Consider the following 24443-nt stretch of genomic DNA (forward strand, 5'->3'; position numbering starts at 1 on the left):
CGCCACTTTCTTGGAAATGCCGGATTGCGCAGGCCGAATCGCCTGATATATCGCTCGTTCCCGCTTACCTGCGCTCGTTCGCAGGAGTGAGCTTCAGGAGAAAAGCAATGTCCGACCAGCCCAAATCCGAATCCGGCTTCCAATATTCCCTCAGCAATTTGAAGCCCGTGACCCCCGCCGCCAAAGTCACCCTCACCTTCCCCGACGGCGCCCAGCGCCAATATGACAAAAGCATTACCGGGCTCGAGATCGCCAAGGGCATCTCGCCCTCGCTCGCCAAGCGCACGGTTGCGATGGCGCTCGACGGTGTGGTCGCCGACCTCGACGATCCGATCGAAGCCGATGCCAAGATCGAGCTGATCAACCGCGACGATCCGCGCGCGCTCGAATTGATCCGCCACGACTGCGCCCACGTGCTGGCCGAAGCGGTGCAGACGCTCTGGCCGGGCACGCAAGTCACCATCGGTCCGGTGATCGAGAACGGCTTCTATTACGACTTCTTCCGCAACGAGCCGTTCACGCCGGAAGACTTTGCCGCGATCGAGAAGAAGATGCGCGAGATCATCGCGCGCGACAAACCTTTCACGAAGGAGGTTTGGGATCGCGAGAAAACGAAACAGGTGTTCCGCGACAAGGGCGAGGCCTTCAAGGTCGAGCTGGTCGATGCCATTCCCGGCAACGAGCCGATCAAGATCTACTACCAGGGCGACTGGTTCGATCTCTGCCGCGGCCCGCACATGACCTCGACCGGCAAGATCGGCAACGCCTTCAAGCTGATGAAGGTGGCCGGCGCCTATTGGCGCGGCGACAGCAACAACCCCATGCTGACCCGCATCTACGGCACCGCCTTCGCCAAGCAGGAGGACCTCGACGCTTACCTCAAGCAGATCGAGGAAGCCGAGAAACGCGACCATCGCAAGCTCGGGCGCGAGCTCGACCTCTTCCATTTCCAGGAGGAAGGTCCGGGCGTCGTGTTCTGGCACCCGAAGGGCTGGACCATCTTCCAGCAGCTGATCGCCTATATGCGCCGGCGCCTCGCCGGCGACTACAACGAGGTCAACGCGCCGCAGATCCTCGACAAGGTGCTGTGGGAGACCTCGGGCCATTGGGGCTGGTACCGCGAGAACATGTTCGCGGCTCAATCTGCCGGTGATGAGGCCGAGGACAAGCGCTGGTTTGCGCTGAAGCCGATGAACTGCCCCGGCCACGTGCAGATCTTCAAGCACGGCCTGAAGAGCTACCGCGACCTGCCGCTGCGCCTCGCCGAGTTCGGCGTGGTGCATCGCTATGAGCCCTCGGGCGCCATGCACGGCTTGATGCGCGTGCGCGGTTTCACCCAGGACGACGCGCATGTCTTCTGCATGGAGGACCAGCTCGCCGACGAGTGCCTGAAGATCAACGATCTGATCCTGTCGACCTACGCCGATTTCGGCTTCACCGGTGATCTCACGGTCAAGCTCTCGACCCGGCCGGAGAAGCGCGTCGGCACCGATGCGATGTGGGACCATGCCGAGCGCGTGATGGCGACGGTGTTGAGCGAGATCCAGGCGCAGAACAATCACATCAAGACCGAGATCAATCCGGGCGAAGGCGCCTTCTACGGGCCGAAGTTCGAATATGTGCTGCGCGACGCGATCGGCCGCGACTGGCAGTGCGGCACCACGCAGGTCGACTTCAACCTGCCGGAACGGTTCGGTGCGTTCTACATCGACCATGACAGCGGCAAGAAGGCGCCGGTGATGGTCCACCGCGCGATCTGCGGCTCGATGGAGCGCTTCATCGGCATCCTGATCGAGCACTATGCCGGCAACTTCCCGCTCTGGCTCTCGCCGGTGCAGGTGGTGGTCACCACCATCACCTCGGAAGCGGACGAATACGCCAAGCAGGTGCTTGAGCAGGTCCGCCGCGCCGGGCTTCGGGCCGAGATCGATCTTCGCAACGAGAAGATCAACTACAAGGTCCGCGAGCACTCGCTGGCGAAGATTCCGGCGCTGCTGGTCTGCGGCAAGAAGGAAGCCGAGACGCAATCGGTGTCGGTCCGCCGGCTCGGCAGCGAGGGCCAGAAGGTGATGATGACGGCGGAGGCGATCGCCGCCCTCGTCGACGAAGCGACCCCGCCGGATGTGAAGCGAGCGCGCGAGGCGGCTTAAGTCCTGAATCGATCTAAATTCGCTTCCGGTTGCGGGCGTGCATGCTTATCTGGGCATGGCACGCCCGTAGCCCATTTGAAGAGGCCATCGCAATGCCCGACGCCATCGAACTCCTGAAGACCCGCCGCTCGGTCAAGCCCCGCGAGATGACCGGCCCTGGTCCCTCGCCGGCCGAGCTCGAGACCATTCTCACCATCGGCGCACGCGTGCCTGATCACGGCAAGCTTGCACCATGGCGTTTCATCATTTTCGAGGGCGACGCGCGCCAGCGCGCCGGCGAGGTGATCGCGAAGGTCTTTGCCCGGAAGAATCCCGGCGCCCCCGCCGCCGACGTCGAGATCGAGCGCAAGCGTCTGATGGACGCCCCGCTGGTGATCGGCATCGTCAGCTTCACAAAACCGCATCCGAAGGTGCCGGCGTTCGAGCAGGAATTGTCGGCGGGCGCGAGTGCCATGAACATCGTGACGGCCGCGACCGCGCTCGGCTACGGCGCCTGCTGGCTCACCGGCTGGTTCTCGTTCGATCGCGACGTGCTCGACGGCCTCGGTCTCAAGCCGGACGAGAAGCTCGCCGGCTTCATCCACATCGGTACGCCCACCAAACCGAGCGAGGACCGTCCGCGACCGTTCCTTTCTGAAATCGTGACGCGTTTTTAATCGAAGTCTTGTTGACGCTTCTGATGTCTTGCGGCTTTGATCCCAGCGAGGGAGGAAGCCCGGATGAAGCGTCGCGAATTTCTGGTCGGAGCCGCGCTGCTGGCGGGGACGATGGCAGGCAGCCGCGCCGCCGACATCCCTGCCCCCTCGCCTGCCGGCCTTGATCGCATTACCGACTATTTCAACAACGAGGTCGGAAGCGGCCGGCTGCCGGGCGCGGTGATCCTGGTGCAGCAGCACGGCAAGCCGGTCTACCTCAGGAATTTTGGCGTGCGCGACACCCGGACGGGCCTTGCGATGACGCCCGACACGATCTTCGCCATCCATTCGATGACCAAGCCGATCACGTGCCTGGGCGCAATGATGCTGATCGACGAAGGCAGGCTCGCGCTCACCGATCCCGTGTCGAAATACGTGCCCCTCTTCGCCGAGACCAAGGTCGGCGTGGAGATTGAAAAGGCAGGCAGCACCTCGACGATCGAACTCGAGCCGCCGGTGCGTCCCGTCAACATCGAGGATCTGCTGCGGCACACCTCGGGCATCAGCTACGATTATATTGGTGCTCCATGGGTGATGGACGTTTATCTGGCCGCCAACCTGTTCGACGGCCCGTTCAACAACAGGCAGTTCGCCGATCGCATCGCGAAGCTGCCGCTGACGCGTCAGCCCGGCACGCTCTGGCGCTACGGCCACTCCACCGACGTACTCGGCGCCATCATCGAGATCATCTCGGGGCAGACGCTCTACCAATTCCTCAAACAACGCGTGCTCGATCCGCTCGGTATGACCAGCACCAAATTCGTGCTGACCGCGCCGGAGGAGCGCGCGCGGATGGCGCGGCCGCTGCCGAACGACCCCGTGCTACTCGCTGGCGAGCGCGACCGCCTCGCCCATCCCGAATGGGAGTCCGGCGGCGGCGGGCTGCTCTCGACCATCACCGACTACCAACGCTTCTCTCAGATGCTTCTCAACGGCGGCGAGTTCGAGGGCAAGCGCTACCTCAGCCCTGCCGCGTTCAAGGCGATGACGACCGATCATATCGGCCCCGGCTCGGGTGTCGGGCGCGACTATTTCTATTTCCCGGGCGACGGCTTTGGCTACGGCTACGGCGTGGGCGTGCGCACCGATCCCGGCCATGCAAAGCCGCCGCCGGCGGGCTCGATCGGCGAATTGAAATGGGACTCGGGCAGCGGCACCTATTTCGGCGTCGATCCCGAGCTCGACATGGTCTACCTGATGATGCAGCAGACCCAGAATGAGCGCAGCCGCATCACGCCCGCCTTCAAGGAATTGGTCTATGGCTGCTTCCCGGAAGCGCTACGCCGCCCGTGAGGCGCGCTGGCCGAAATCGGCCAGCAGCTTTGCGATGTCGGCAGCGGGCCGCGCCGCGCTGAACAGAAAGCCCTGCACCTCATTGCAGCCCTCGGCGCGCAGCCAGTCGAGCTGATCCTCGGTCTCGACACCTTCCGCGGTCGTGGTGATGTTGAGGCTGCGGCCGAGCCCGGAGATCGCGCGCACGATCGCGCCGCAATCGGGCCGCTCGGCCAGATCCTTCACGAAGGAACGGTCGATCTTGATCTTGTCGAACGGAAAGCTTCTGAGATAGCTCAGGCTGGAATAGCCGGTGCCGAAATCATCCATGGAGATGCTGACGCCAAGCTCGCGCAGCTGATGCAGGATCGCGAGATTGGCGTCGGTCTCGGCGAGGAAGATCGACTCGGTGATCTCGAGCTCGAGCCGCTTCGGCGACAGGCCGGACTGCGCCAGCGCCGAGATCACAACCTGCACCAGGTTGCGGCTGCGGAATTGCGCCGGCGACAGGTTGACGGCGACCTTGACGTCGACAGGCCATTTCACCGCTTCGGCGCAGGCCTCGCGCAGCACCCACTCGCCGAGCTGGCTGATGAGGCCGATGTCTTCCGCAACCGGAATGAATTCCGCCGGCGAGATCATGCCCTTGTCGGGGTGACGCCAGCGCAGCAGCGATTCGAAGCCCGAGATACGGTCGGAGGCGATCGACACCAGCGGCTGATAATGCAGCTCGAACTCGCCATTGGCGAAGGCACGGCGCAGATCGAGCTCCATGTCGCGGCGCTTCTGCGCCTGGAGGTCCATCTCGCGCTCGAAGAAATGATGCACGCCGCCGCCGTCGGATTTAGCGCGGTACAGCGCCATGTCGGCGTTGCGCATCAACTCCTCCGGCGTCGTGCCGTCACCCGGCGACAGCGCGATGCCGATGCTGGCACCGATCACCATCTCCTGGCCGTCGATCTCATAGGGCGCTCGCAGCATGTCGATCAGCAAGGTCGCACAGGCGCTGGCCTCGTTCGGCGAAACGTCGGCAGCAAGAATGACGGCGAACTCGTCGCCGCCGAGCCGCGCCGCGAGATTGGAGCCGCGGACTGCGGTGGAGAGACGTTCGGCAACCTGCTTCAACAGGCGGTCGCCCGCGGGATGGCCGAAGGAATCGTTGATGTTCTTGAACAGGTCGAGATCGATATAGAGCACGCCGACACCCTTGCCGCCGGCCTGGTCGAGCGCCTGTTTCAGACGCTCCTGGAAATATTCGCGGTTCGGCAGGTCGGTGAGCCCGTCGTGATGCGCCATATAGGCGATCCGGGCCTCGGCCTTGCGCCGCTCGGTGATGTCGACGATCGCGACCAGATAGCCGTCGCGATCGTTGAAGGAGACGCGGCGGCCAAAGGTGAGCACCTCGATCTCGCTGCCGTCGGCGCGCAGGTGACGCCAATTGCGTGAGGACTGGTAATTGTCGCCGACGCGTTCGAGCGCCTCGGCGTGGCTGTCCCACTCGTCCTCCGGCCAAATCTGGTGCAGCTTCATGCGCAGGAACGTCGGACGGCTGTAGCCGTAATGCTGAACCGCGGCATCGTTGACGCTGAGGAATTCCTTGGTCTCGGCATCGAACACCCACATCGGCATCGGGTTGTTGTCGAACAGCAGGCGGAACGAGGCGTCGCGCCGCTTCATCGCGGTGACGTCGGAGATGGTCAGCGAAATGACATCGGCGAATGCCGTGGCGCTCATCCGCAGGTACCGGCCACAGCTCTCGATCTCGAACTGCTCGCCGCGGCCGCCCGACACCGCCTTCACCAGGAAGGCCATGATCTCGGAGGCGGCCAGCAAGGTGCCGCCCTCGCCGATCTGCCGCCACAGCAGGCTGCCGCTCGCGACATTCAGCAGCAGCTCGGCGCTCTTGTTGTGATGCACGATCTGGAAATCGGACGGCCGGCCGCTCGCATCGCGCAGCGTCGCCAGCGAGATCACCGCGTCGTCGGTCGCAGAGAAGATCGCATCCAGCAGATTGTATTGCGCGCCGCGCTCGTTGACATAGGCGCCGACCAGCGTGGCTCCCCAGCGCGAGGAGGTCGGCAGCGCCAGCACGTCATAGGTCCGAACCATGCCGGCGCGCACGCAATGCGCGCTCGCCTGGTGCGGCCGCCCGTTGTTCAGCGCGTTTGCGACCGCTTCCGACAGGGCCGTGGCGCAATCCGGCGGCAGCTGTTCGACCGGAATGTCCCAGCGCTCCTCGCCGAGCCATTTCTGCACATAGCGTCCGCTGCGCGACAGCTCGAGCGTACCGTCGATCTTCAGCAGCGCGATATGATCAGCGAGCCGTCCAAGGCTGCCGAGCATCACGTCCTCATAGCGCGGCAGCCGCTCACCCGGCTTCAACGCGGCGCGCCATTTGCGCTGAAGCACCGGGATGTCGTCAAACATTTCGGTGGCCGGTTTGCCCGGCATCTTCTTCGCGGCAGTCATGGTAGTCCCCAACGCACTTTCCCCGCGCATCCAATGCGCCGCGCGCTTAATGCCTTGTAAAGAGAACGCAGGCGCGGGTTCCGTTCGGCGATTATGACAGTTTTAAGTCGGGTGTTGGTTAGTGGCCGTTAGAGACTATGACAGGTGTTTGAAATGCGATGGGCGTGCGTTCGACGCTTCCGCACACAGCTCCATCCTCGTCATTGCGAGCGCTACGACTTGTCCGCCGAGCCTTGGCGAAGGCGGAAGCAATCCAGAGTCTTTCCGCGGCGGCAGTATCCATCCCGTCATCCTGAGGTGCTCGGCTTGCGATGCCACGCATCGCAAGCCGAGCCTCGAAGGATGAGCGGCCGAGATGCAGCGGGGCCGTCGCCCTTCGAGGCCTCCGCTTCGCTCCGGCACCTCAGGGTGACGGTCATCTGTGAATGCTCGCGGCAACATTCGATATTCCGTTTCAATCGCAGACACACCTTCGCAGCCTCGCGGCGCATTTCGCCCGAGCTTTGCTTGATCGCATCACCCTCAATTGAAAGAGGGCGCAGGGAAGACCGAGTGCCGGCCGGGCACCCACGGTCCACTGTGCGGTAGGTAGCAACGAGAATTTGCACAGCGGCATACAGGTGTGGCCTCAACATCCGGCCTTCCCTGCGCAGTGGTTTTACGGCGTATGTCGTGCTCTCCCCGGGGAGCGTTGCACTATTGCCCCCGTCACCTTGCGGATGGCTGATGCGCGTGTCCGGTTGGATCGCCGCATCACCGCAAGACTTGGCGCACAGACCCCGGGCGCCAGGACCACACGATTTAGCCGTACGCGAGACCGCACCTGTCGTTGGCGCGATGGTTTTCGCTCACGGTTGCCCGCCCTGCGAACCTTCCGCACCGGTGCGACCCACGTCCACCGCCCCCCAGCCCGCGTTCGTGACGATCGCGATACGCCCTCTTCCTTGGGCCGGGTTGCTGCTATTTCTACGTTATTTCCGAATTTCGGTAAAGTGGAATATTCTCGCCTGGGGGTATTGTCCCACGCCTCGTGTGTTTTGCCCGTCGGGCAACACAAGAGATTGTAGTCCGGATTGCGAAATGGGCCGCCGGATCAGGTGAACGGGATCCGGCGAAACGCGCCGGGCGACACGCCAAGCGTCCGACGCATCGCGCGCGACAAGCCAGATCCCGATTCAAAACCCGTGCGCCATGCGATCTCACCGATCGGAAGCGACGACTCCACCAGCATGCGGCGTGCGGTCTCGACGCGTTGACGATTTCGATATTCGCCAATCGACAAGCCGGTGTGCCGCCGGAACAGTCGCGTCGCATGGCGGCGCGACAGCCCGAAGGCGGCGGCGATATCGTCAATCGGCACGTCTCGGTCAAGCCGTTCATCGATGGTGGCACGCATCTCGGCAACGACGACGCCACCATGGTCATCGCCAGTTGCGCTGGAGAGCTGGTCGCCCTGCTCGACCCGATTCAGCATCGCAACCAGCAGCGCCGTCGCCAGGTGATCTAGTGCCTTCCTCGGCGCGACATCGCCCTCGCCCGTGCAGCACAAGCGCAGCAGCGTCCGGACAAAGGGAGTCGTCGCGAACATCGCGGGCTTTTTCCCATGCCGCTGCAGATCAACCGAAGGCGCGAACTGCGCGAGCGCCGTTTCGGTGAGATAAAGAGCGACGTGATTGCTGACGCGACGAACCGCCTGCGATTCGTGGGCCTGCATTTTGGGCACCACGATAAACCGTTCTTCGCTGAGATACGTCACCGAGCGGCGCGTTTCGTCCCGAAACGCAATCGTCCCGCTCGTCGGCACCAGGATCATCGCGCAGTCGTGCCAGTGCCATTGCGTCCGATACTGCAAACCGCCTCCTGCGACGACGGCGCGATGCTCGCCCGCGTCGAGCAGACGCGATGGCGGTACCGAACGCAGAATTTGTTCAAATGAGCGAAGCATGTATCGGCCACCTTAGCACATCCGAGGACACCTGCCGATCCCGATGGCCCGTTGGGTCATCCGATTTGGCCCGATCGGGCGCGCTAGACGCTGCCTGGATCGGCATTCTGGTGGCATGACACACCAGCCCATGCCCGATCCGCGCCATTCCGACCGCGCCCTCCTGGTCAACGTGTTCAGCAACGGCCCCGGAGGCGGCAACCCGGCGCCCGTCGTGGTTGACGCTCGCGGACTCGATGGCGACGCGATGCGGCGGATCGCGGCAAGGTCCGGCCACGAGAGCGCCTTTGTTCTGCCGGGACGTGACAGCTCCGACTACCATTTTCGCTTCTTCGTCCCGAACCACGAAATGGAGATGTGCGGGCATGCGACGCTGGGAGCGGTCTGGCTGCTCGATCAACTTGGTCGACTGGCGTCGAAAGACATCTCGATCATGACGCTTTCCGGACCGGTCGAGGCGCGCGTCGACGGCGGACAGGCGCGCATCAGCCAGCCCAAGGGATGGTGCAACACTGTCGAAGATGACGGCGCGGTGCTCGACGTTCTCGGACTGCAGCCCTCCGACCTGTTCGACTACCCGCTCCAGAACGCCGCAACCAGCCGCGTCAAAACACTCGTCCCGCTTCGCTCGGTCGAAATTCTCGACGGCCTTCGACCGGACTTTTCACGGGTCGCGCGCGTGTGCGACCAGATCGGCTCGACCGGGCTCTATCCCTTCGCGCTGGTCGACGACAAGGCGGCGATCTTCTCCGCCCGACAGTTTCCGCGTTCTTCCGGTTATCCGGAGGATGCGGCAACCGGAATCGCCGCAACGGCGCTGGCATGGAGCGCATGGGAATTGGGCCTGACGTCCCAGCATCGCGTCGTCGTCCGGCAGGGTGAGGCGATGGGACGGCCCTCGCGGATTACAATCGAACGCGAGGGCGATCGCTGCTGGCTGTCCGGCGACGTCGAACTGATCGGGGAGATGCCGCTATGAACCGCCGCCTGTTTCTCGCATCTCTTGCCGCGACGGCGGCCAGCAAGAGCTTCGCGCAGCAAAACGCGACGTCCTGGCCGACAAAGCCGATCCGATTCATCGTGCCCTACGCGGCAGGCGGGCCGACCGATGTCGCGGCGCGCATCCTGGCAGAAACGATCTCCCAACACTTGCCCAGGCAGGTGCTGATCGAGAACATCACAGGCGCGGGCACGACGGTCGGCACAGCGAGAGCGGCGGGCGCCAGGGACGGGCACACGTTCCTGATCGCGACCGTCGCCCACGCGGTGAACGCCGTGCTCTACACGAATCTGCCGTTCGACCCGGTGCAGGATTTCCGGAGCGTCGCCCTCGTCGGAACAGTCCCGCAGATCGTCCTGGTCAGGAAGGACTTCCCCGCGGCCTCGCTCGCCGATCTCATCACGGCCGCGCGCGCCAAACCGGGAGCCCTGACCTACGGCTCGGCAGGCATCGGCTCGGCCCAGCATCTTGCTGCGGAATTGCTCGCGAGTCTGGCGAAGATCAATATGGTTCACGTCCCTTATCGCGGCAGCGGGCCGGCCGTCACCGATCTGATGGGAGGCCAGATCGATCTGGTGATCGATAGCGCCGCGACGGGCCTTTCCCATATCAAGGGCGGCGCGTTGCGCGCACTTGCGGTGACGACGAAGGAGCGACTATCCGCCTTGCCGGATCTGCCAGCCGCAGCCGAAACGCTGCCCGGCTACGAAGCCTACACGTGGAATGCGATCATCGCGCCGGCGGGCACCGCGCCCGAGATCATCGCCGCGATGAACGGGATGACCAACACCGCTCTGTCCGACCCGGCCCTGATGAAGCGGTTCGACGAACTCGGCATTGCCATCGCAACAGGCACGACCCCCGAGGCGACAGACGCCTTCATCGCCGCGGAGATGGCAAAATGGCAGCCGGTGCTTCGCAGCGCCGGTATCGCGCCGGCTGCACCTTGATGCGGCCGGGCCTGGGAATGACGGCACTCAGCCGAGAGCTCTAGTCCTCGCTGGACGCCGCGAAGCGGTTATGCAGATAAGCCTGGGACAGCAGGAAGAACAACGCGCGCTCGCCATGATATTTGGCGGACGGCCGCGTGCGCTCGAAGCCATCGGCAAAGATCTTGCCGGACTGGTCGCACACTTGCCATCGCCAGCCAAACCGCTTGCGCCTGGTGAGGATCACTTCGTACATGCCGACGGGCTTGGTCCCCTGCTCCTGCCGGTCTCGCAAGCGCGCACGCTTGCTCCGGCCTCCCCCGTTAGACGGATGCCCGACATATAACCCAGCAGGACGGAAAGAGAATAAAATTGATTATCGGAAATACGTAGCGTCCACGGTCGTGATGAATGACAGCCATCGTGGAATAAGCCGATGCTGCCGGTGTTTGCTGGCCCTTCCGATACACAACACGGGCTGCGAGGTCCGGTAAGCAAACGCTCACCGGAAAGATCGGCTTGAGACAACGTTACCAATGCCGCGCGGAGATGTTCTTCGCGAGCTGGTGCAGCTTGGTGGCGTCGGGAATCGGCACGATCCAGAGCTTCTGCGCCAGCGGCCAGGCCAACGCGAACTGCGCCGGCATCGCTTTTGCCGGCGTCACTTTTTTCGCAGCTGCGATCTCGCCGAGCAGTTCAACCAGCGCCTGATTGGGCTTTCGTGCACTGGATGAGAAGCGCGGTACGATGTTGCGGAAGTCATCGTGCGTCGAAAGCCGCGCTCTCGTGCCCCGGACGCAGCGCAGCGCCTCTTCGGCGGTGCGCTGCAGAGCCGGGGCCCATGTCTGAACACTGTACGTGTTGCCTTCCGGGTCCCGGCTCTGCGGAGCGGCGTTTCACGCCGCGCCGCGTCCGGGACACGCGCGGTGCTACCGCGCGACCACTTCGACTTCGCCGTCGACGCCGTTCACGACGTTGAAGCCGCGCTCGTAGACCTTGCCCTCGTTCTTGGCGATGGCGCGGTATTCGCCTTCGGAGAGCACGACGCGCGGGAAGGCGCCGATCGATTCCTTGATGACGTCGCCGCCGGGGGTCAGCACCGACCAGGCGGTGTTGGCGAGCGCCTCGCCGCCCTTGTCGCTGACGAGCTTGAGCGTGATGACGGCGGCGCGGTGGGTGATGGTGACGTCGGTGAGCTTGCCGGCCTGGACGCGGATGTCCGAGCGCACCACCGAGTTGGCATCGCCATAGTTGGAGACGATGTAGTAGGTGCCCTCCGGGATCAGCACGACGTCACCGGCGGCGACGTTCGGCACCAGCGAGGCGCGCTCGCCGGATTCGAACTGGCTGCCCTTGTAGATCGCGAACGAGATCTGGTTCTGCGGAATCCGGCTGGTGCCGACGCGGCCCTCGATGCGCAGACCGCCGGCCGGCAGCACGAAGGATTCCCGGTCGGTCTCGGCCTTTAGGCTGACGGTGCGCACCGCGCTGACGAGGCCGAAGGCGACGTGCACGACGTAATTGCCCGGCGGCAGCACGATGTTGGGCGTTGCGTTACGGTCCTCCTTGATCAGCTTGAAGGTGCCGTTCTCGTCGGGACGGTCGGCAAAGACTCGCCAGACCAGACCGCTGGTGATCTGGGGCGAATCCTTGCCGTATTTCGCGGTCAACGACAGCACGCCCTGGCCGGGCACGCCCGCGTTGAGGGGGGCAGCCGACGGCACGGTGGTGACGGCCGGCGGCGGCATGCTGGGGGTGGTCGGCTGCGTCAGGGTCGGCGGCAGGCTCGGGGGACCGGCGCCGGGGCCGGAGGGGGGCGCAAGGCTCACGGCGCCGCCGGGATCGGGCACCGAGGCTGGCGGGACCGGCGGCGGACGATCGGAGAAAAGCTGCGCCTGCGCAGCGCCTTGGCCCGAGGTAACGAGGCACGCCGCAAGGATCAGCGCCGGCAGCAGCCTGCCGCTGCGCCGCCATCCGATGATGCCGTCACCCCCGCGTGTCATGTCTCCTGCTTTTCACCGAAAACGCGGCAAATTCAAGCCTCTGATACCCAGGGAAATACCGGCCTGAACCAGTTCTATGGAACCGATCTGACGCCTGCGTGATTAGACCTGGAGCAACGCCCCTCGCCATACTCCTGCCCAGCGCCCTCCCCAAAGCGGCATAAACCATGCTTCGCCCCCGATGTGGCGGAGGGCAAGTGCGGTGCCTAGTCTCGTGGTTCGGGCTGGCCCCGGCGTAGGAGAGTTTTGGTGCTTGATATCTTGAAGGGCCGCGGCGCGAACGGCTCGAATGGCGAAAAGATCGGGCTCGGCACGACCCGCCGGCCGGTGATCGGCCTTGCACTCGGCGGCGGCGCGGCGCGCGGCTTTGCCCATATCGGAATCCTCCGGACCCTGGCGGCCAATGGCATCGTACCCGATGTGGTGGTCGGCACCTCGATCGGCGCCGTGGTCGGCGGCCTCCATGCGGCCGGCCGGCTCGACACGCTCGAAGAATGGGGGCGCAGCCTGCAAGGCATGCGCAACATCCTCGGCTATCTCGACATCCGCCTCAACGGGTCCGGCCTGCTCGGCGGCGAGAAGCTCGCCAGCCGCCTTGAGGACGCGGTTGGCGAGACCTTGATCGAGGACCTCCCCATCAAGTTCGCATCCGTCGCGACCGAGGTCCGCACCGGCCACGAGATCTGGTTGACGCGCGGCCGTCTGGTCGACGCGATGCGCGCCTCCTATGCGCTGCCCGGCATCTTCGCGCCGATCCTGATCGGCGACCGCTGGCTGGTCGACGGCGCGCTGGTCAATCCGGTGCCGGTCTCGGCCGCCCGCGCGCTCGGCGCCGAAATCGTCATCGCCGCAAATCTTTCCAGCGACATCTTCACCCATTCCACGACGATCTATTCACACGGCGCGATGCCCGCGCCCGTCACGCCCGAGCCCGAAGAGCCGCCGGCCAAGCGGCGCTTTCCGCGGCTGTTCTCGGCGGAGAAGACCATGAAGCGCGAGTTCTTCGGCGCTGCCGGACGGCCGGGAATCTCATCGGTGATGGTCGATGCCTTCAACATCATGCAGGACCGTATCACCCGCGCGCGCCTTGCCGGCGATCCGCCGGACCTTCTGATCTCGCCGCGGGTCGGCCAGTTCGGCTGGTTCGACTTCCATCGTTCCGAGGATCTGATGGCCCACGGCACGCGCGCCGCCGAGCGCGCGCTGGAACAGATCCAGGAGGCGATCGAGGCGCTGGCGCCGCCGCCCGCGGGCCACGCGCCCAAAGCGAGCGAGTGACGTTCGCTCAGGCCGTCTTGATGTAGTCCCGCAGGGCTTCCTGCTCGTTCTCGTATTCCTGGACGCGACGCTTGACGATGTCGCCGATCGAGATCAGGCCGACCACCTTGCCGTTGTCGACCACAGGCAGATGGCGGAACTTGCCGGTCGTCATCATCTCCATGAGCTCGGCCACCGTGTCGGTCTCCTTGCAGGTGACGACCTTGCGGGTCATGACCTGGGAGACCGGCTCGTCCAGGGCACCGGCGCCGCGCTCGCCGATCACGCGCACGATGTCGCGCTCGGACAGGATGCCTTCGAGCCGGCTCTGGTTCATCACCAGCACCGCGCCGATCTTCTTCTCGCCGAGCAGCTTGACCGCAGCCGACAGCTTGGCGTCGGGCTCGACGCTCATGATCTGGTGGCCCTTGGTGTTGAGAATGGAACGTACCGTCATTGTCGCCTCCCTGAATCGGATCCGGCCGCGTTTCGCGGTCCGGACTTGTTCACGAGTCTTCAACTAACAGTTTAAGCGCCGGTTTCACGCTCGTGCGCTTTGCGAAGCATCGCCGCTAGCGGCTTGCAGCTTCGACATTCTTCTGGCGAATGATGGATGAATTCGGGCCGCGCCGCAAGCGCCGCTTCAGATACGGTCTGAAACGTCCTGTGATGACGCATCCGCAGCATCGCTCCGCATGCGCGGCACGGGATCGAACAGCGCGAACAGCAGCAGGCCCGCAAAGAAGCCGCCGATATGGGCCTGCCAGGCCACGCTGGTAGTCTCGGAATCCACCCCGATCGCGCCGACGCCGAAGATGATGTTGACGCCGAACCACACCGCGAGAAAGCCGACCACCCGGCCGTCGCGCAGCGCGCGCGACAGCGGCAGCGCCGGAACCTTTGCGGCGGTATCGGCGTCCGAACGTGTGAACGACAGGAAGCTGCCGCGGGCGAACGCGAAGCGGATCGCGGCTGCCATCGCGCCCGACACCGAGGCCGAGGCGCCGATCATCGGCGCCACCGCGTGCTCATGGGTGACGAGATGGGCGAGCGCGCCGGCCGCCGCCGTCACCGCCATGAACACGAAGAACCTGATCGCGCCAAAGCGCCGCGCCAGCGCGCTGCCGAACGGCAGCAGCCACAGCACGTTGAAGCCGATATGGGTCAGATTGGCGTGCAGCAGCGAATACGTGACGAAAGTCCAGACCTTCGCCCCGGCCCCGCCCGGGATCTGCAAATCGAGCAGCGAGGAATCGTAGCGCTTCGGGATGAAGCCGAAGACGTCGATGGTCCAGTTCTCCAGCTCCGGCGGCAGCAGCACCCGCAGATGGATCACCGCCAGCAACGCGATATAGGCGGTCAGCGCCCCCGGCAGCGTCAGGATCGGCTCGCGCGGAGCCTCCTCAATGGCCGGCGCCTCGGCTTGAGGATCGTGCGGCGGAGAATTGGGCGGGGAATCCAAGGCAGCTTCGCTTTCGGCGCGATCGGAGCGGTCCGCTGGAGATAGTCGCCTTTGACGTCCCTGCGCAAGTGCACAAAAGGAAAAGGCGGGGCCCTGGGAAAGCCCCGCCTGTCCGTGTCGGCCTTCCGGCACCAAGAGAGACAAGGTGTATCCCCACCCCTCCCCGGCCCGTGGCCAAACTGTTTGACGCCTGTGTACAGGCCCCGCCGAGAACCTGGAGCAAAGCGGCGAGGCTTGCGACCGCGATCACCATAGCAGCGCGGCGGCGGACGGGAAGCCCATAGTTAATTTAACGTTAACGACGCAAAGGTCGGCTTAAGAGGTCTCAAAACGCCCCTGCGGCATGGACGCTGCAAATCCCCTCCTGCACAACAACGAAAGGGATCGCGGGTGCACTGAAGCGGGACAGGTCTGTCCCGCCCGGCCGGCACCCCGGGGTTAGCGTTCAGACATGAAACATCCGTCGAGCCGCGCGTTCTTCGCGTATTGGGACAAGAAGCGCGGCACGGCGCGGGCCCCTGACCGGGCCGATATCGATCCGGCTGCGGTCCGCGGCCTGCTCGGTGACATCTTCGTCCTCTCCTGCGAGCCAAATCTCGGCTTTCCGTTCCGCGTCGCCGGTACGCGCGTCTGCGCGCTGGCCGGAACGGACCTCAAGGACCAGAGTTTTGCGGCCCTGTTCAACGAGGCCAGCCGCAGCGAGATCGAGGAGATCACGACCATCGTCGCCGACGAGACGCTGGGCGCCATCGCCGGCGTCACCGCCGCCCGCGAGGACGGCAGCAAGGCGCATCTCGAACTGCTGCTGCTGCCCTTCAACTCCCGCCCGCATACGCCTGTCAGCGTCACCGGCGTGCTCGCGCCGTTCGACGACGAATGCGGCGCGCTGGGCAGCTTCAGCCTCACTTCCTGGCGCTACCTGCACCAGCCGGAAAAGCTGCTGCCGCGCGCGATCCGCAAATTGCAGATCGCACGGGGGCTGATGGTGTATGAAGGGCTGAGGTAGTTCTCGCCGTCACGGCCGGGCTTGTCCCGGCCACACAGGTGCCGCGCGAACGTGAGACGAACCAGCATGTTCAAGCCGCATTGGCGCCTCGCGCAAGTCTCCGATCTGCCTGACATCACCGCGATCGCGGCGCGCATTCATCCTGAGATGCCTGAGCGTCCCGAGGTGCTCGCGGAGAAGATGCGACTCTGCCCCGAAGGCTGCCGCGTGCTCGTTGCGGGTGATGCGATCGCCGGGTACGGCCTCGCGCATCCCTGGAAGCAGCACGACATTCCATCGCTCGACGGCTTCCTCGAAAAACTGCCGGAGGATGCGGACTGTTTCTATGTGCACGACGTTGCCGTGCTGCCCGATTTCCGCGGCGGCGCGGCGCGCGATTATGTCGCGATGATCGAGAAGCTCGCGCGCACATCCCATATCACGACGCTCGCGCTGGTCTCGGTCTACGCCACGCGGCCGCTGTGGGAGCGTCTCGGCTTTCGGCCTGTCGCGGTGCATGCCGAATTGCGCGCAAAGCTCGCATCGTATGGTGGAGCTGCGACCTACATGCTCCGCGACCTCGCTGCGACGTAACGGCCCGCGCCGCGCCGGCGCGGCTCACGCGAGCGTGAAGCGTCCCCTCGAACCCGATCCAGCCAGCCCCCGTCGAAGCTGTGTGCGAGGCGTTCCGGTCTCGCCAAACCGAGGCTGGAGAATTTCCATGAAACTCACATTGTCGAAAGTTGCATTGCTTGCATTCGCCGCGACGGCCGCCTTCAGCGCGACCAGTGCCAACGCGGCGCAGTACCGCGCCTACGGCTGCGACGTCGGCTTCTTCGAGGGCTGCACCGGCTTCATCGAAGCACCGAACCAGGGCGGACGCCGCGTCGTTCGCACCGACCACGACATCTCGCCGATCTACATGAAGCAGACCGATCCGCGTTACAACACGTCGCTGCGCGATGCCGGCGGCGGTGGTGGCGGAGGCGGCGGTGGTGGCGGCGGCGGCCGCTGAGCCACACCTGATTTTTCAGATGATGTCGCCGGCGCAATCCGGCGGCATCACTTCCGTCTGCGCGATCGTGCGGCCGGTCAGCCGCGATGCTTCTTCTTTTTCTTCTTTCCCGGCGCGCCCTGCATCGGCCACGGTGTGACCGAGGGCTCGGCACGGCCCGGCTTGGTCTTGTGCTTCTTTTTCTTTCCGAACGACGGCACCTCATCGAATTTCGGCTTGCGTTCGCCGTGGCCCTTGTCGCGCGACTTGAATCCACCGGCATCGCGCGGACGGTCGTCGCGGCGCTCGCGATGATCGCTCTCGCGCGGCTCGCGCCGAGGCGCCTCGAACCGCTGGTCCGACCGCGCGTCCGAATGGTCTTGCCGCTGCGGGCTATCTGCCATCGGCTCGATGCGGATGCTGTCTTCCTTGTCCGGGCGCTTGACCTTGGCGGCGAAGGACTCCGCGACCCGCTCCGAGATCTCGAACTCGGTGGTGGTGTCCATGATCTTGATGGCGCCGATGTCCTGCTTGTTGATGCCGCCACGACGACAGATCATCGGCAGCAGCCAGCGCGCCTCGGCATTCTTGCGCCGCCCGATCGCGGCGCGGAACCAGACGCTGCCCTCCGCCATGCCGTGCTTCGACGACGCTTTGCCCGGTTTCGACCGGGGCCTGACGGGACCATCGTCGCCGCCTTCGCCCCTCGCCTGGAATTTATCGCGACCGCGATCATCACGCGACCGGGCGGGCCGCTCGCCGGGATCGATGATGTCCTCGGGCGACGGCAACCGCGCGCGATAGAGCCGCGCCAATGCTGCGGCAATATCCTCGGCCGGCCGCTCGGCAAGCAGCGCCTGCGCCAGCGCCAGATCGTCCGGCGTCGTCTCCTCGGTGAACAGCACGTCCTTCATGCGGTCGTGATCGAGCTTGCGGATTTCTTCCGCCTGCGGCGCGGTGCCCCAGGCCGCATCGACGCCCGCAAGATTGAGCAACAGCTCAGCACGCCGCCGCCGCGCCGGTGGCACCAGCAGGACGCTCGTTCCCTTTCGGCCCGCACGCCCGGTGCGGCCCGAGCGATGCTGCATCACCTCGGCGTCGTTGGGCAGGTCGGCGTGAATGACGAGATCGAGGCTCGGCAGGTCGATGCCGCGCGCGGCAACGTCGGTCGCGACACAGACGCGGGCGCGCCCATCCCGCAGCGACTGCAGCGCCATGGTCCGCTCGTTCTGAGTCAATTCGCCTGACAAGGCGACCACCGAGAAGCCGCGTTCCAGCAGCGCCGCCTGCAAATGCCGGACGTTGTCGCGCGTGCTGCAAAACACCAATGCGCTCGGCGCCTCATAGAAGCGCAGCACGTTGACGACGGCATGCTCGACATCGCCGGGGGCGATGCGGGTGGCGCGGTATTCGATGTCGGCGTGCCCGCCTTCGTCACCCGCGACCTCGATGCGGAAGGCATCGCGCTGATATTGCCGCGCCAGCGCGACGATGCCGCGCGGAAACGTCGCCGAGAACAGCAGGGTGCGGCGGGTCTCCGGCGCGGTCTCGAGAATGAACTCCATGTCCTCGCGAAAGCCGAGATTGAGCATCTCGTCGGCCTCGTCGAGCACGACCGCCTTCAATTCCGAGATGTCGAGACGGTTACGCCTGAGATGATCGCAGAGCCGGCCGGGCGTGCCGACAACGATGTGCGCACCGGCCGCAAGCTCGCGCTGCTCGCGGCGCGGATCCATGCCGCCGACGCAGGAGACGACGCGCCCGCCGGCATGACCATAGAGCCAGGCGAGCTCGCGCTGGACCTGCAGCGCAAGCTCGCGGGTCGGCGCTACGATCAGGGCGAGCGGCGCGCCGGCCTGCGCGAACCGCTCGGCATCGTCGAGCAGATTTTTGGCGATGGCCAAACCATAAGCCACCGTCTTGCCGGAGCCGGTCTGGGCCGAGACCAGGAGGTCGCGGCTGGTCGCTTCATGGGCCAGCACGGCAAGCTGAACGGGGGTCAGTGAATCGTAGTTCCGCTCGGCCAAAGCTTGGGCGAGCGGCGGGGGCAGGGCCGGAAGAGACACGGGATGGGAAACCTTGGTTAATTCAGGTGCGGGCCGACGAACCGGCGGACCTGAGCTGGCGTGCGCGGCAAATGGCCCGGCCGCACGCTGGCGATGTGATTGGGGGCTCTTTACGCCAAGTGCGGCCAAATCACCATGCCTTTGATGCATGGCTTTCCGAAGAGCGCCGCGCCTTGGAGGTTGCAGCGGATTTTTGTAGCAACTTCGCTTAAGGTAAACCGCAACCGGGTCTCTTGGACATGACCGCGTGACCTCCCCTGCCCAACGCGCCTGCGGCGGTTGCACGCTGTGTTGCAAGGTGATGGCCATCGAGGCCCTGGCCAAGCCCGCGGGCAGCTGGTGCGGGCATTGCAAGCCTGGCGGCGGCTGCGCGATCTACGCCGAGCGGCCGACTGAATGCGAGGACTTTGCCTGCCTCTGGCTGGCGAGCGATCTGCTCGACGAAGGCTGGAAGCCGAGCCGGTCGAAGCTGGTCGTGACGACGTCGGACGACGGCGTCGAAATCCGCTGCGACCCGGGCTCTCCCAACGCCTGGCGCAAACAGCCTTACGCCGACGACATCCGTGCCTGGGCCGTGGAAGGCGAGCACAACGACATGACGGTGCTAGTGATCGTCGGTCGGCGCATGATCCTGGTGACGCCGGAGCGCGAGTTCGATCTCGGCATTGTGGGACCTGACGAGCGCATCGTGCGCGAGATGGAGGGTACCAAAGTGGTGGGGGCGAGGTTGGTGAGGGAGAGCGCGTGAGACAACATATCGCTTGCCGACAAGCGCGAGCTCGCATCGTTGCGTCCGGTTCTAATCCCTGGACGTCACGAGCCTGCTGAAGCTGCCCGCCAGCCTTGCTCTCACCCGCATGATCTGGTCTTTCACCGACCGGCTCAGGGCGCGGATGGCGCGCCAGGCTTCGGTGGCCTGCAGCCACGCCTTCATCTCCGTGAACTTGCCGTAGCCCCACGCGAACGCAGGAATCCGCATCAGCTTGTCGCGCGTGAGATGGAACAGGCGCTCGACCAGCACGAGCTTGAGCAGCTCGCCGACGATGAACGTCGCCGCGCCGCACACGATCTGACCGGTTGCGGCAAGATAAGCCGCCACCGGCTTGATCGGCTCCAGAATGATCACCGGCACGGAGAACAGCGCGAGCGACGGATAAGGCGGCAGCGATCTGATCCAGGCGCGCAGCCGTTTGAATTCGAAATGCCGGCCGATCCAGCGCGCGATCGGCCGCGCCACGGCCATGAAGACGGCATCCACCAGGAAGTAGACGGCCGCCAGGACATAGGTGATGGGTTTCAGGATTCGCTTCAAAGGACCTCTCCCGCGAACTGAAAGCCGGAACTAGGGCTTAAGTTTCACCTCGGCGTGAATAAGCCGGGGATTTCGGGTGGAACCTTTTGAGCATTCAGATTTCGGCATAGATCTCCAGCAGATTGCCGTCGGGATCGCGGAAGAACAGCGTGCGGTGACCAAAGGACTGGTTGGTCGGCGGCGAGAGCAGCGCCACGCCCTGCCGCACCAGCTCGTCGGCGCAGGCATCGACGTCTGCTGCGGACACGCGGAAGGCCAGTTGCAGCGAGGCGCTGCCCGTCGGTGTCGGCGCGTCAGTCGCGGTCCGGCTCGGCCTTGCCAGTGCCAGCGTGTTGGGGCCGAGGCCATACTCGATCCAGTTTGGCGACAGCTCGCGCAGCAGGGAAAGGGCGAGAACGTCCTCGTAGAAGCGGCGCATCGCCGCCATGTCGCGCACGAAGATGACGGTGTAGTCGATCGCGCGGATGGCCCTGAAGGGGGAGCGCTTGTTTGGTTCTGATGTGTGTTCCTTTGTCATTTCGGCGCTCATTCCAGACCCAACCTGTAGCCCGGATGGAGCGGAAGCGTAATCCGGGAAAAGTCTCTCCGCGGCGAGCAGCCCCGGATCACACGGAGCCTGTCATCGGGCGGCGCTTTGCGCCGACCCGTTGGCTCCATCCGGGCTACGAGACTACCGCAGCAGGCCACCACTATAGCGCAGATCATACAGCGGCGCGCCATCATGCCGCGCAATCGCCTCGACGCCATGGAAGCGGTCGAGCGAACCCTCGACCTCGTTGCGATAGACCATCCCGTCCTGCTCGAGCAGACGCGGACCACGATAGGGTTCCGCGACGCTCACACCCAGCAGGGCCTGCCGTAAAAATTTGTAGATCGCGAGGAAAGTGTCCCGGTCGGCGATATCGGCGCGGACGCCGCCGCTGTAGCTCATCGACCAGATGACGCGGTCATCCCGGGCCACCGTCTCCTGCCCGACGAAGAAGCCCATTCCGAAATAGATATCGCGGTAGGCATAAGGCGGCGCGCGATGCTCGAGCTGTTTGGAGCCGGCGAGCAACGGCGTCGATGTGGTGGCATCGTCGTCGAGGCCGGCATAGGTGCGCCGCTTGGCTTCGACCAGGAACGCTGCGAGATCGTGCGGGATGGACGGCATCTGCTATTCCACCAGCTCGGGCCACGGCACGATGGTCGACTTCACCGTCTTCATCGCCATCGCGTCCTTCACCGCCTGCGCGACGCCGGCTTCCGTGAACGGATAGATCGTCTGCATCTTCAGCCAGGGATATTTGTCACGGGTGCGGTAGAGCATGTCGACGCCGAGCGGCAGATCGTTGCCGGTGAAGCCCCAGGATCCCAGCACGTTGAGGTCCTTGGTGCAGATGCGATGCCAGGACGTGTCGATCGAGCCGGCGTCCGTGAACTGACCCATCTCGACATAGGTGCCGCCGTCGCGCAGCATCTCGATGCCCTCGGGGCCGGCGGACGGATGGCCCGAGCAATCCATCACGAGATCGGCGCCGAAGCCACCGACGATCTCGCGCACACGGGCGATGCGCTCCTGCGGCGACTTGAGCTCCTCGATCTTGACGGTCGCCTCCGCGCCGAACTCGCGCGCGAGCTTCAGCCGCGGCTCCTCCGGCGCGCCGACGCAGACGACGCGCCCTGCCCCCATCTCTTTCGCCGCCGCCACCGCGAGAATGCCGATCGGGCCCGAGCCCTGGATCACCACCGTGTCGCCCCAGGAAAAACCGCCCGCGCGGGTGGCACGGTTGAAGGCGCGGATGCAGGAGGTCAGCGGCTCCGACAACGCGCCGAGGCGCAGCGACATGTCGTCGGGCAATTTGTAGATCTTGGTGCCCGGCAGCATCTCGAGGTCGACATAGACATATTCAGCCCAGCCGCCCCACATGTGCGGCGCCTTGTCGAAGCCGAGATAGCGGCCGTAATAGACCGGCGTGAGGCATTTGTTGGCGGTTTGCGGATAGTGGATGCAGTAATAGCAATGGCCGCAAGGCATCAGCGGCGGGATCATCACCTTCGATCCGACCTTGAGCGGCTTGCTCATGAAGTCCTCGGTGAACGCATCGCCGCATTCGACGATGATTCCGCCGAGCTCGTGACCGAGCGTGAACGGCCACGGCAGCGGCTTCGGCCAGTGACCTCTAAGGATATGCAGATCGGTGCCGCAGACGCCGCAGGCGCCGACCTTGATCAGCGCGGCCTTGCGGCCGACCTTCGGCCACGGCACGGTGCGGATGACGGGCTCCGAGCCCGGCCCTGCATGGGTGCAGACGCGGATGGATTCCATGGCTGTTTCCTCGCTGCCCCGCTTGTTTTGCTTCATTGGTGCGGGTCGGCGACCACCCTATGTCAGCCGTACGGCGTTGGAAATACCAACGCGAACCGTTGACACGCCGCGGTTGTATCCGCAACGCTGCATATGCGCCAGTACCACCTGCTTCGGAACTCTGCCGGGATCAGACCATGGATTTGCGACCAGGCTCGGAACGAATTGTCATCGCGCCTGACACCGATCCGCTGGACGGCACCGTGCAATGGGCGCCTGCGAAATCGCTGTGGCTGGCGGGCATGACGGGGGCCGCCATGGCGCTCGGACCCATCACCTTCTCCTGGGCCGCGTTCGCTCTCTTCATCGCGACGAGTGCCATCACGCTGTGCTGCGGACATTCCGTCGGCATGCATCGCAAGCTGATCCATGCGAGCTTCGACTGTCCGCTTTGGCTCGAACGTCTCCTCGTCTATCTCGGCACGCTCGTGGGCATGGCCGGCCCCTATGGCATGATCCGCCAGCACGATTTCCGCGACTGGGCGCAGCGCCAACCCGCTTGCCATGACTATTCCTGCCATCGCGCCGGCTTCTGGCGCGATGCGTGGTGGCAGTTGCATTGCCACCTGGTGCTTCGCCATCCACCTGGCTTCATGCTCGAGCCGCGACTCGCAAATGACAGATTCTACGCTTTGGTCGAGCGCACATGGATGTTGCAGCAACTGCCGTGGGCCTTGCTCTTCTTCGCGATCGGCGGTGTGGACTGGGTGGTCTGGGGCATCTGTGTGCGCGTCAGCGTCTGCGTGACCGGGCACTGGCTGGTCGGCCACTTCTCGCACACCAGAGGCGATCAGGTCTGGATCATCGATGGCGTCGCCGCACAGGGCTACAATGTCCGTCTCGCGGCGCTGATCAGCATGGGCGAGAACTGGCACAACAACCATCATGCCTATCCAGGTTCAGCGAAGATGGGATTGTTGCCGGGACAGGTCGATCCCGGCTGGTGGCTGATCCGATCGCTCGAAGCTGCTGCCCTCGTCTGGAACGTCAAGACGCCAGGCAATTTGCCGGAGCGACTCGGCCTGCGGCGGCTGCGCACTGAGGTGCGCGAGGGGGTTGCCGATGCTGCGTGACTATCGGCCAGAGGATGCGGAAGCGATTGTGCGCGTCGCGCTCGCCGCGTTCGCGCAATTCGAGCGGGATTATTCCGATTGGCCACTGTTCACCGCCAATGTCGCGAAGATGCCGGAGCTTGCCAGGACCGGCGAGATCATCGTCGCCGAAGCTTGCGGGCACATTGTTGGCGCTGTCGCCTATCTCGGGCCGCAAGCGCCGAAGGCGGCGTTCTTCGATCCGGCCTGGCCGGTCATCCGCATGCTGGTGGTCGATCCCACCGCGCGCGGCAAGGGCATCGGCCGGCAATTGACGGAGGAATGCCTGCGCCGCGCCGAGCGCGACCAGGCGGGCGCCATTGCGCTGCATACGACGCCTATCATGACGGTAGCGCTGCCAATGTATCTGCGGATGGGATTTGTGAGGGTTGGCGACGCGCCGGATATTCTGGGCGTGCCGTATGGGGTTTATGTGAAGCGGCTCGGGTAGTCTCGTCGCCCGGAT

Annotated in this window: 24 protein-coding genes; 12 read left to right on the forward strand and 12 right to left on the reverse strand. The window is 64.8% G+C overall.

Translation table 11 applies throughout. The features are described 5' to 3' along the window. The first annotated feature begins 107 nt into the window (after positions 1-107). From thrS to HYH08_RS16680, 3 genes are all read left to right on the forward strand, one after another. Positions 108-2150 carry a threonine--tRNA ligase gene (gene thrS, locus HYH08_RS16670; RefSeq protein WP_220010885.1) on the forward strand — a complete coding sequence of 681 codons (2043 nt, stop codon included), beginning with the start codon at positions 108-110 and terminating at the stop codon, positions 2148-2150. 92 nt (positions 2151-2242) lie between these two features. After that, positions 2243-2806: a nitroreductase family protein gene (locus HYH08_RS16675; RefSeq protein WP_220010886.1), complete on the forward strand. Its 564-nt coding sequence runs from the start codon at positions 2243-2245 to the stop codon at positions 2804-2806. A gap of 63 nt (positions 2807-2869) precedes the next feature. After that, complete coding sequence (locus tag HYH08_RS16680; RefSeq protein ID WP_220010887.1) at positions 2870-4138, forward strand: serine hydrolase; 1269 nt, start codon at positions 2870-2872, stop codon at positions 4136-4138. Here the strand turns inward: HYH08_RS16680 and HYH08_RS16685 are convergent. After that, positions 4124-6586 carry a putative bifunctional diguanylate cyclase/phosphodiesterase gene (locus HYH08_RS16685; RefSeq protein ID WP_220010888.1) on the reverse strand — a complete coding sequence of 821 codons (2463 nt, stop codon included), beginning with the start codon at positions 6584-6586 and terminating at the stop codon, positions 4124-4126. The genes HYH08_RS16680 and HYH08_RS16685 overlap by 15 nt on opposite strands. A gap of 1093 nt (positions 6587-7679) precedes the next feature. Continuing rightward, the gene (locus HYH08_RS16690; protein ID WP_220010889.1) at positions 7680-8531 is read right to left on the reverse strand and encodes a helix-turn-helix domain-containing protein; all 852 of its coding nucleotides are present in this window, start codon (positions 8529-8531) and stop codon (positions 7680-7682) included. 43 nt (positions 8532-8574) lie between these two features. On the opposite strand from HYH08_RS16690, the gene HYH08_RS16695 reads away from it, so the two are divergent. Together HYH08_RS16695 and HYH08_RS16700 are read left to right on the forward strand one after the other, a co-directional pair. Further along, positions 8575-9510: a PhzF family phenazine biosynthesis protein gene (locus tag HYH08_RS16695; protein ID WP_228747865.1), complete on the forward strand. Its 936-nt coding sequence runs from the start codon at positions 8575-8577 to the stop codon at positions 9508-9510. Further along, positions 9507-10481 (forward strand): Bug family tripartite tricarboxylate transporter substrate binding protein, encoded by a 975-nt coding sequence (locus HYH08_RS16700; RefSeq protein WP_220010890.1) that lies wholly within the window; start codon positions 9507-9509, stop codon positions 10479-10481. Before HYH08_RS16695 ends, HYH08_RS16700 begins: the two co-directional genes overlap by 4 nt. Positions 10482-10521: 40 nt before the next feature. On the opposite strand, the gene HYH08_RS16705 is transcribed toward HYH08_RS16700, so the two are convergent. The 3 genes from HYH08_RS16705 to HYH08_RS16715 form a co-directional block, all read right to left on the reverse strand. After that, positions 10522-10755, reverse strand: coding sequence for a hypothetical protein (locus HYH08_RS16705; protein ID WP_228747866.1), 234 nt, complete (start codon positions 10753-10755; stop codon positions 10522-10524). A 235-nt stretch (positions 10756-10990) separates the two neighbouring features. After that, positions 10991-11125 (reverse strand): hypothetical protein, encoded by a 135-nt coding sequence (locus HYH08_RS37895; protein ID WP_502788171.1) that lies wholly within the window; start codon positions 11123-11125, stop codon positions 10991-10993. A 264-nt stretch (positions 11126-11389) separates the two neighbouring features. Beyond that, on the reverse strand, positions 11390-12463 hold the full coding sequence (locus HYH08_RS16715; protein ID WP_220010891.1) for an RgsD C-terminal domain-containing protein: 1074 nt from the start codon (positions 12461-12463) through the stop codon (positions 11390-11392). A gap of 249 nt (positions 12464-12712) precedes the next feature. Here HYH08_RS16715 and HYH08_RS16720 point away from each other — a divergent pair, with 249 nt between their 5' ends. Further along, on the forward strand, positions 12713-13741 hold the full coding sequence (locus tag HYH08_RS16720) for a patatin-like phospholipase family protein (RefSeq protein ID WP_220010892.1): 1029 nt from the start codon (positions 12713-12715) through the stop codon (positions 13739-13741). A gap of 7 nt (positions 13742-13748) precedes the next feature. Here the strand turns inward: HYH08_RS16720 and HYH08_RS16725 are convergent, their stop codons facing one another. Both HYH08_RS16725 and HYH08_RS16730 read right to left on the reverse strand, forming a co-directional pair. Further along, positions 13749-14177: a CBS domain-containing protein gene (locus tag HYH08_RS16725; RefSeq protein WP_220010893.1), complete on the reverse strand. Its 429-nt coding sequence runs from the start codon at positions 14175-14177 to the stop codon at positions 13749-13751. A gap of 186 nt (positions 14178-14363) precedes the next feature. Beyond that, positions 14364-15182, reverse strand: coding sequence for a rhomboid family intramembrane serine protease (locus tag HYH08_RS16730; protein WP_220010894.1), 819 nt, complete (start codon positions 15180-15182; stop codon positions 14364-14366). A gap of 451 nt (positions 15183-15633) precedes the next feature. Here HYH08_RS16730 and HYH08_RS16735 point away from each other — a divergent pair, with 451 nt between their 5' ends. The 3 genes from HYH08_RS16735 (at position 15634) to HYH08_RS16745 (ending at position 17182) form a co-directional block, all read left to right on the forward strand. Continuing rightward, complete coding sequence (locus HYH08_RS16735; protein WP_220010895.1) at positions 15634-16188, forward strand: PAS domain-containing protein; 555 nt, start codon at positions 15634-15636, stop codon at positions 16186-16188. Positions 16189-16254: 66 nt separating this feature from the next. After that, entirely contained in the window at positions 16255-16761 is a 507-nt protein-coding gene (locus HYH08_RS16740) for a GNAT family N-acetyltransferase (protein ID WP_220010896.1), read from the forward strand. A 127-nt stretch (positions 16762-16888) separates the two neighbouring features. After that, the gene (locus HYH08_RS16745) at positions 16889-17182 is read left to right on the forward strand and encodes a hypothetical protein (RefSeq protein ID WP_220010897.1); all 294 of its coding nucleotides are present in this window, start codon (positions 16889-16891) and stop codon (positions 17180-17182) included. A gap of 77 nt (positions 17183-17259) precedes the next feature. Here the strand turns inward: HYH08_RS16745 and HYH08_RS16750 are convergent, their stop codons facing one another. Further along, complete coding sequence (locus tag HYH08_RS16750; RefSeq protein WP_220010898.1) at positions 17260-19227, reverse strand: DEAD/DEAH box helicase; 1968 nt, start codon at positions 19225-19227, stop codon at positions 17260-17262. Positions 19228-19474: 247 nt separating this feature from the next. Between HYH08_RS16750 and HYH08_RS16755 the strand changes: the two genes are divergently transcribed. After that, positions 19475-19975 carry a hypothetical protein gene (locus tag HYH08_RS16755; protein ID WP_220010899.1) on the forward strand — a complete coding sequence of 167 codons (501 nt, stop codon included), beginning with the start codon at positions 19475-19477 and terminating at the stop codon, positions 19973-19975. A gap of 51 nt (positions 19976-20026) precedes the next feature. Here HYH08_RS16755 and HYH08_RS16760 read toward each other — a convergent pair whose 3' ends face one another. From HYH08_RS16760 to HYH08_RS16775, 4 genes are all read right to left on the reverse strand, one after another. Beyond that, the gene (locus HYH08_RS16760; protein WP_220010900.1) at positions 20027-20539 is read right to left on the reverse strand and encodes a hypothetical protein; all 513 of its coding nucleotides are present in this window, start codon (positions 20537-20539) and stop codon (positions 20027-20029) included. Positions 20540-20633: 94 nt separating this feature from the next. After that, positions 20634-21056, reverse strand: coding sequence for a VOC family protein (locus HYH08_RS16765; protein WP_228747868.1), 423 nt, complete (start codon positions 21054-21056; stop codon positions 20634-20636). Between the two features lie 153 nt (positions 21057-21209). Continuing rightward, a complete protein-coding gene (locus tag HYH08_RS16770) occupies positions 21210-21692 on the reverse strand; it encodes a DUF5680 domain-containing protein (protein WP_220010902.1) in 483 nt (160 codons plus the stop codon). A 3-nt stretch (positions 21693-21695) separates the two neighbouring features. Further along, the gene (locus tag HYH08_RS16775) at positions 21696-22847 is read right to left on the reverse strand and encodes a zinc-binding dehydrogenase (RefSeq protein WP_220010903.1); all 1152 of its coding nucleotides are present in this window, start codon (positions 22845-22847) and stop codon (positions 21696-21698) included. A 176-nt stretch (positions 22848-23023) separates the two neighbouring features. Between HYH08_RS16775 and HYH08_RS16780 the strand changes: the two genes are divergently transcribed. Continuing rightward, positions 23024-23959: an acyl-CoA desaturase gene (locus HYH08_RS16780; protein ID WP_220010904.1), complete on the forward strand. Its 936-nt coding sequence runs from the start codon at positions 23024-23026 to the stop codon at positions 23957-23959. Beyond that, the gene (locus tag HYH08_RS16785) at positions 23949-24428 is read left to right on the forward strand and encodes a GNAT family N-acetyltransferase (protein WP_220010905.1); all 480 of its coding nucleotides are present in this window, start codon (positions 23949-23951) and stop codon (positions 24426-24428) included. Before HYH08_RS16780 ends, HYH08_RS16785 begins: the two co-directional genes overlap by 11 nt. Positions 24429-24443: the final 15 nt, after the last annotated feature.

The sequence above is a fragment of the Bradyrhizobium sp. BR 10289 genome (genome assembly GCF_019455385.1).
Lineage (GTDB): Bacteria > Pseudomonadota > Alphaproteobacteria > Rhizobiales > Xanthobacteraceae > Bradyrhizobium.

Coding starts and splice junctions, on each gene's coding strand:
- thrS (WP_220010885.1), top strand. CDS start 108: ATGTCCGACCAGCCCAAATCCGAATCCGGCTTCCAATATTCCCTCAGC.
- HYH08_RS16675 (WP_220010886.1), top strand. CDS start 2,243: ATGCCCGACGCCATCGAACTCCTGAAGACCCGCCGCTCGGTCAAGCCC.
- HYH08_RS16680 (WP_220010887.1), top strand. CDS start 2,870: ATGAAGCGTCGCGAATTTCTGGTCGGAGCCGCGCTGCTGGCGGGGACG.
- HYH08_RS16685 (WP_220010888.1), bottom strand. CDS start 6,586: ATGACTGCCGCGAAGAAGATGCCGGGCAAACCGGCCACCGAAATGTTT.
- HYH08_RS16690 (WP_220010889.1), bottom strand. CDS start 8,531: ATGCTTCGCTCATTTGAACAAATTCTGCGTTCGGTACCGCCATCGCGT.
- HYH08_RS16695 (WP_228747865.1), top strand. CDS start 8,575: ATGGCCCGTTGGGTCATCCGATTTGGCCCGATCGGGCGCGCTAGACGC.
- HYH08_RS16700 (WP_220010890.1), top strand. CDS start 9,507: ATGAACCGCCGCCTGTTTCTCGCATCTCTTGCCGCGACGGCGGCCAGC.
- HYH08_RS16715 (WP_220010891.1), bottom strand. CDS start 12,463: ATGACACGCGGGGGTGACGGCATCATCGGATGGCGGCGCAGCGGCAGG.
- HYH08_RS16725 (WP_220010893.1), bottom strand. CDS start 14,177: ATGACGGTACGTTCCATTCTCAACACCAAGGGCCACCAGATCATGAGC.
- HYH08_RS16735 (WP_220010895.1), top strand. CDS start 15,634: ATGAAACATCCGTCGAGCCGCGCGTTCTTCGCGTATTGGGACAAGAAG.
- HYH08_RS16740 (WP_220010896.1), top strand. CDS start 16,255: ATGTTCAAGCCGCATTGGCGCCTCGCGCAAGTCTCCGATCTGCCTGAC.
- HYH08_RS16745 (WP_220010897.1), top strand. CDS start 16,889: ATGAAACTCACATTGTCGAAAGTTGCATTGCTTGCATTCGCCGCGACG.
- HYH08_RS16765 (WP_228747868.1), bottom strand. CDS start 21,056: ATGACAAAGGAACACACATCAGAACCAAACAAGCGCTCCCCCTTCAGG.
- HYH08_RS16770 (WP_220010902.1), bottom strand. CDS start 21,692: ATGCCGTCCATCCCGCACGATCTCGCAGCGTTCCTGGTCGAAGCCAAG.
- HYH08_RS16775 (WP_220010903.1), bottom strand. CDS start 22,847: ATGGAATCCATCCGCGTCTGCACCCATGCAGGGCCGGGCTCGGAGCCC.
- HYH08_RS16780 (WP_220010904.1), top strand. CDS start 23,024: ATGGATTTGCGACCAGGCTCGGAACGAATTGTCATCGCGCCTGACACC.
- HYH08_RS16785 (WP_220010905.1), top strand. CDS start 23,949: ATGCTGCGTGACTATCGGCCAGAGGATGCGGAAGCGATTGTGCGCGTC.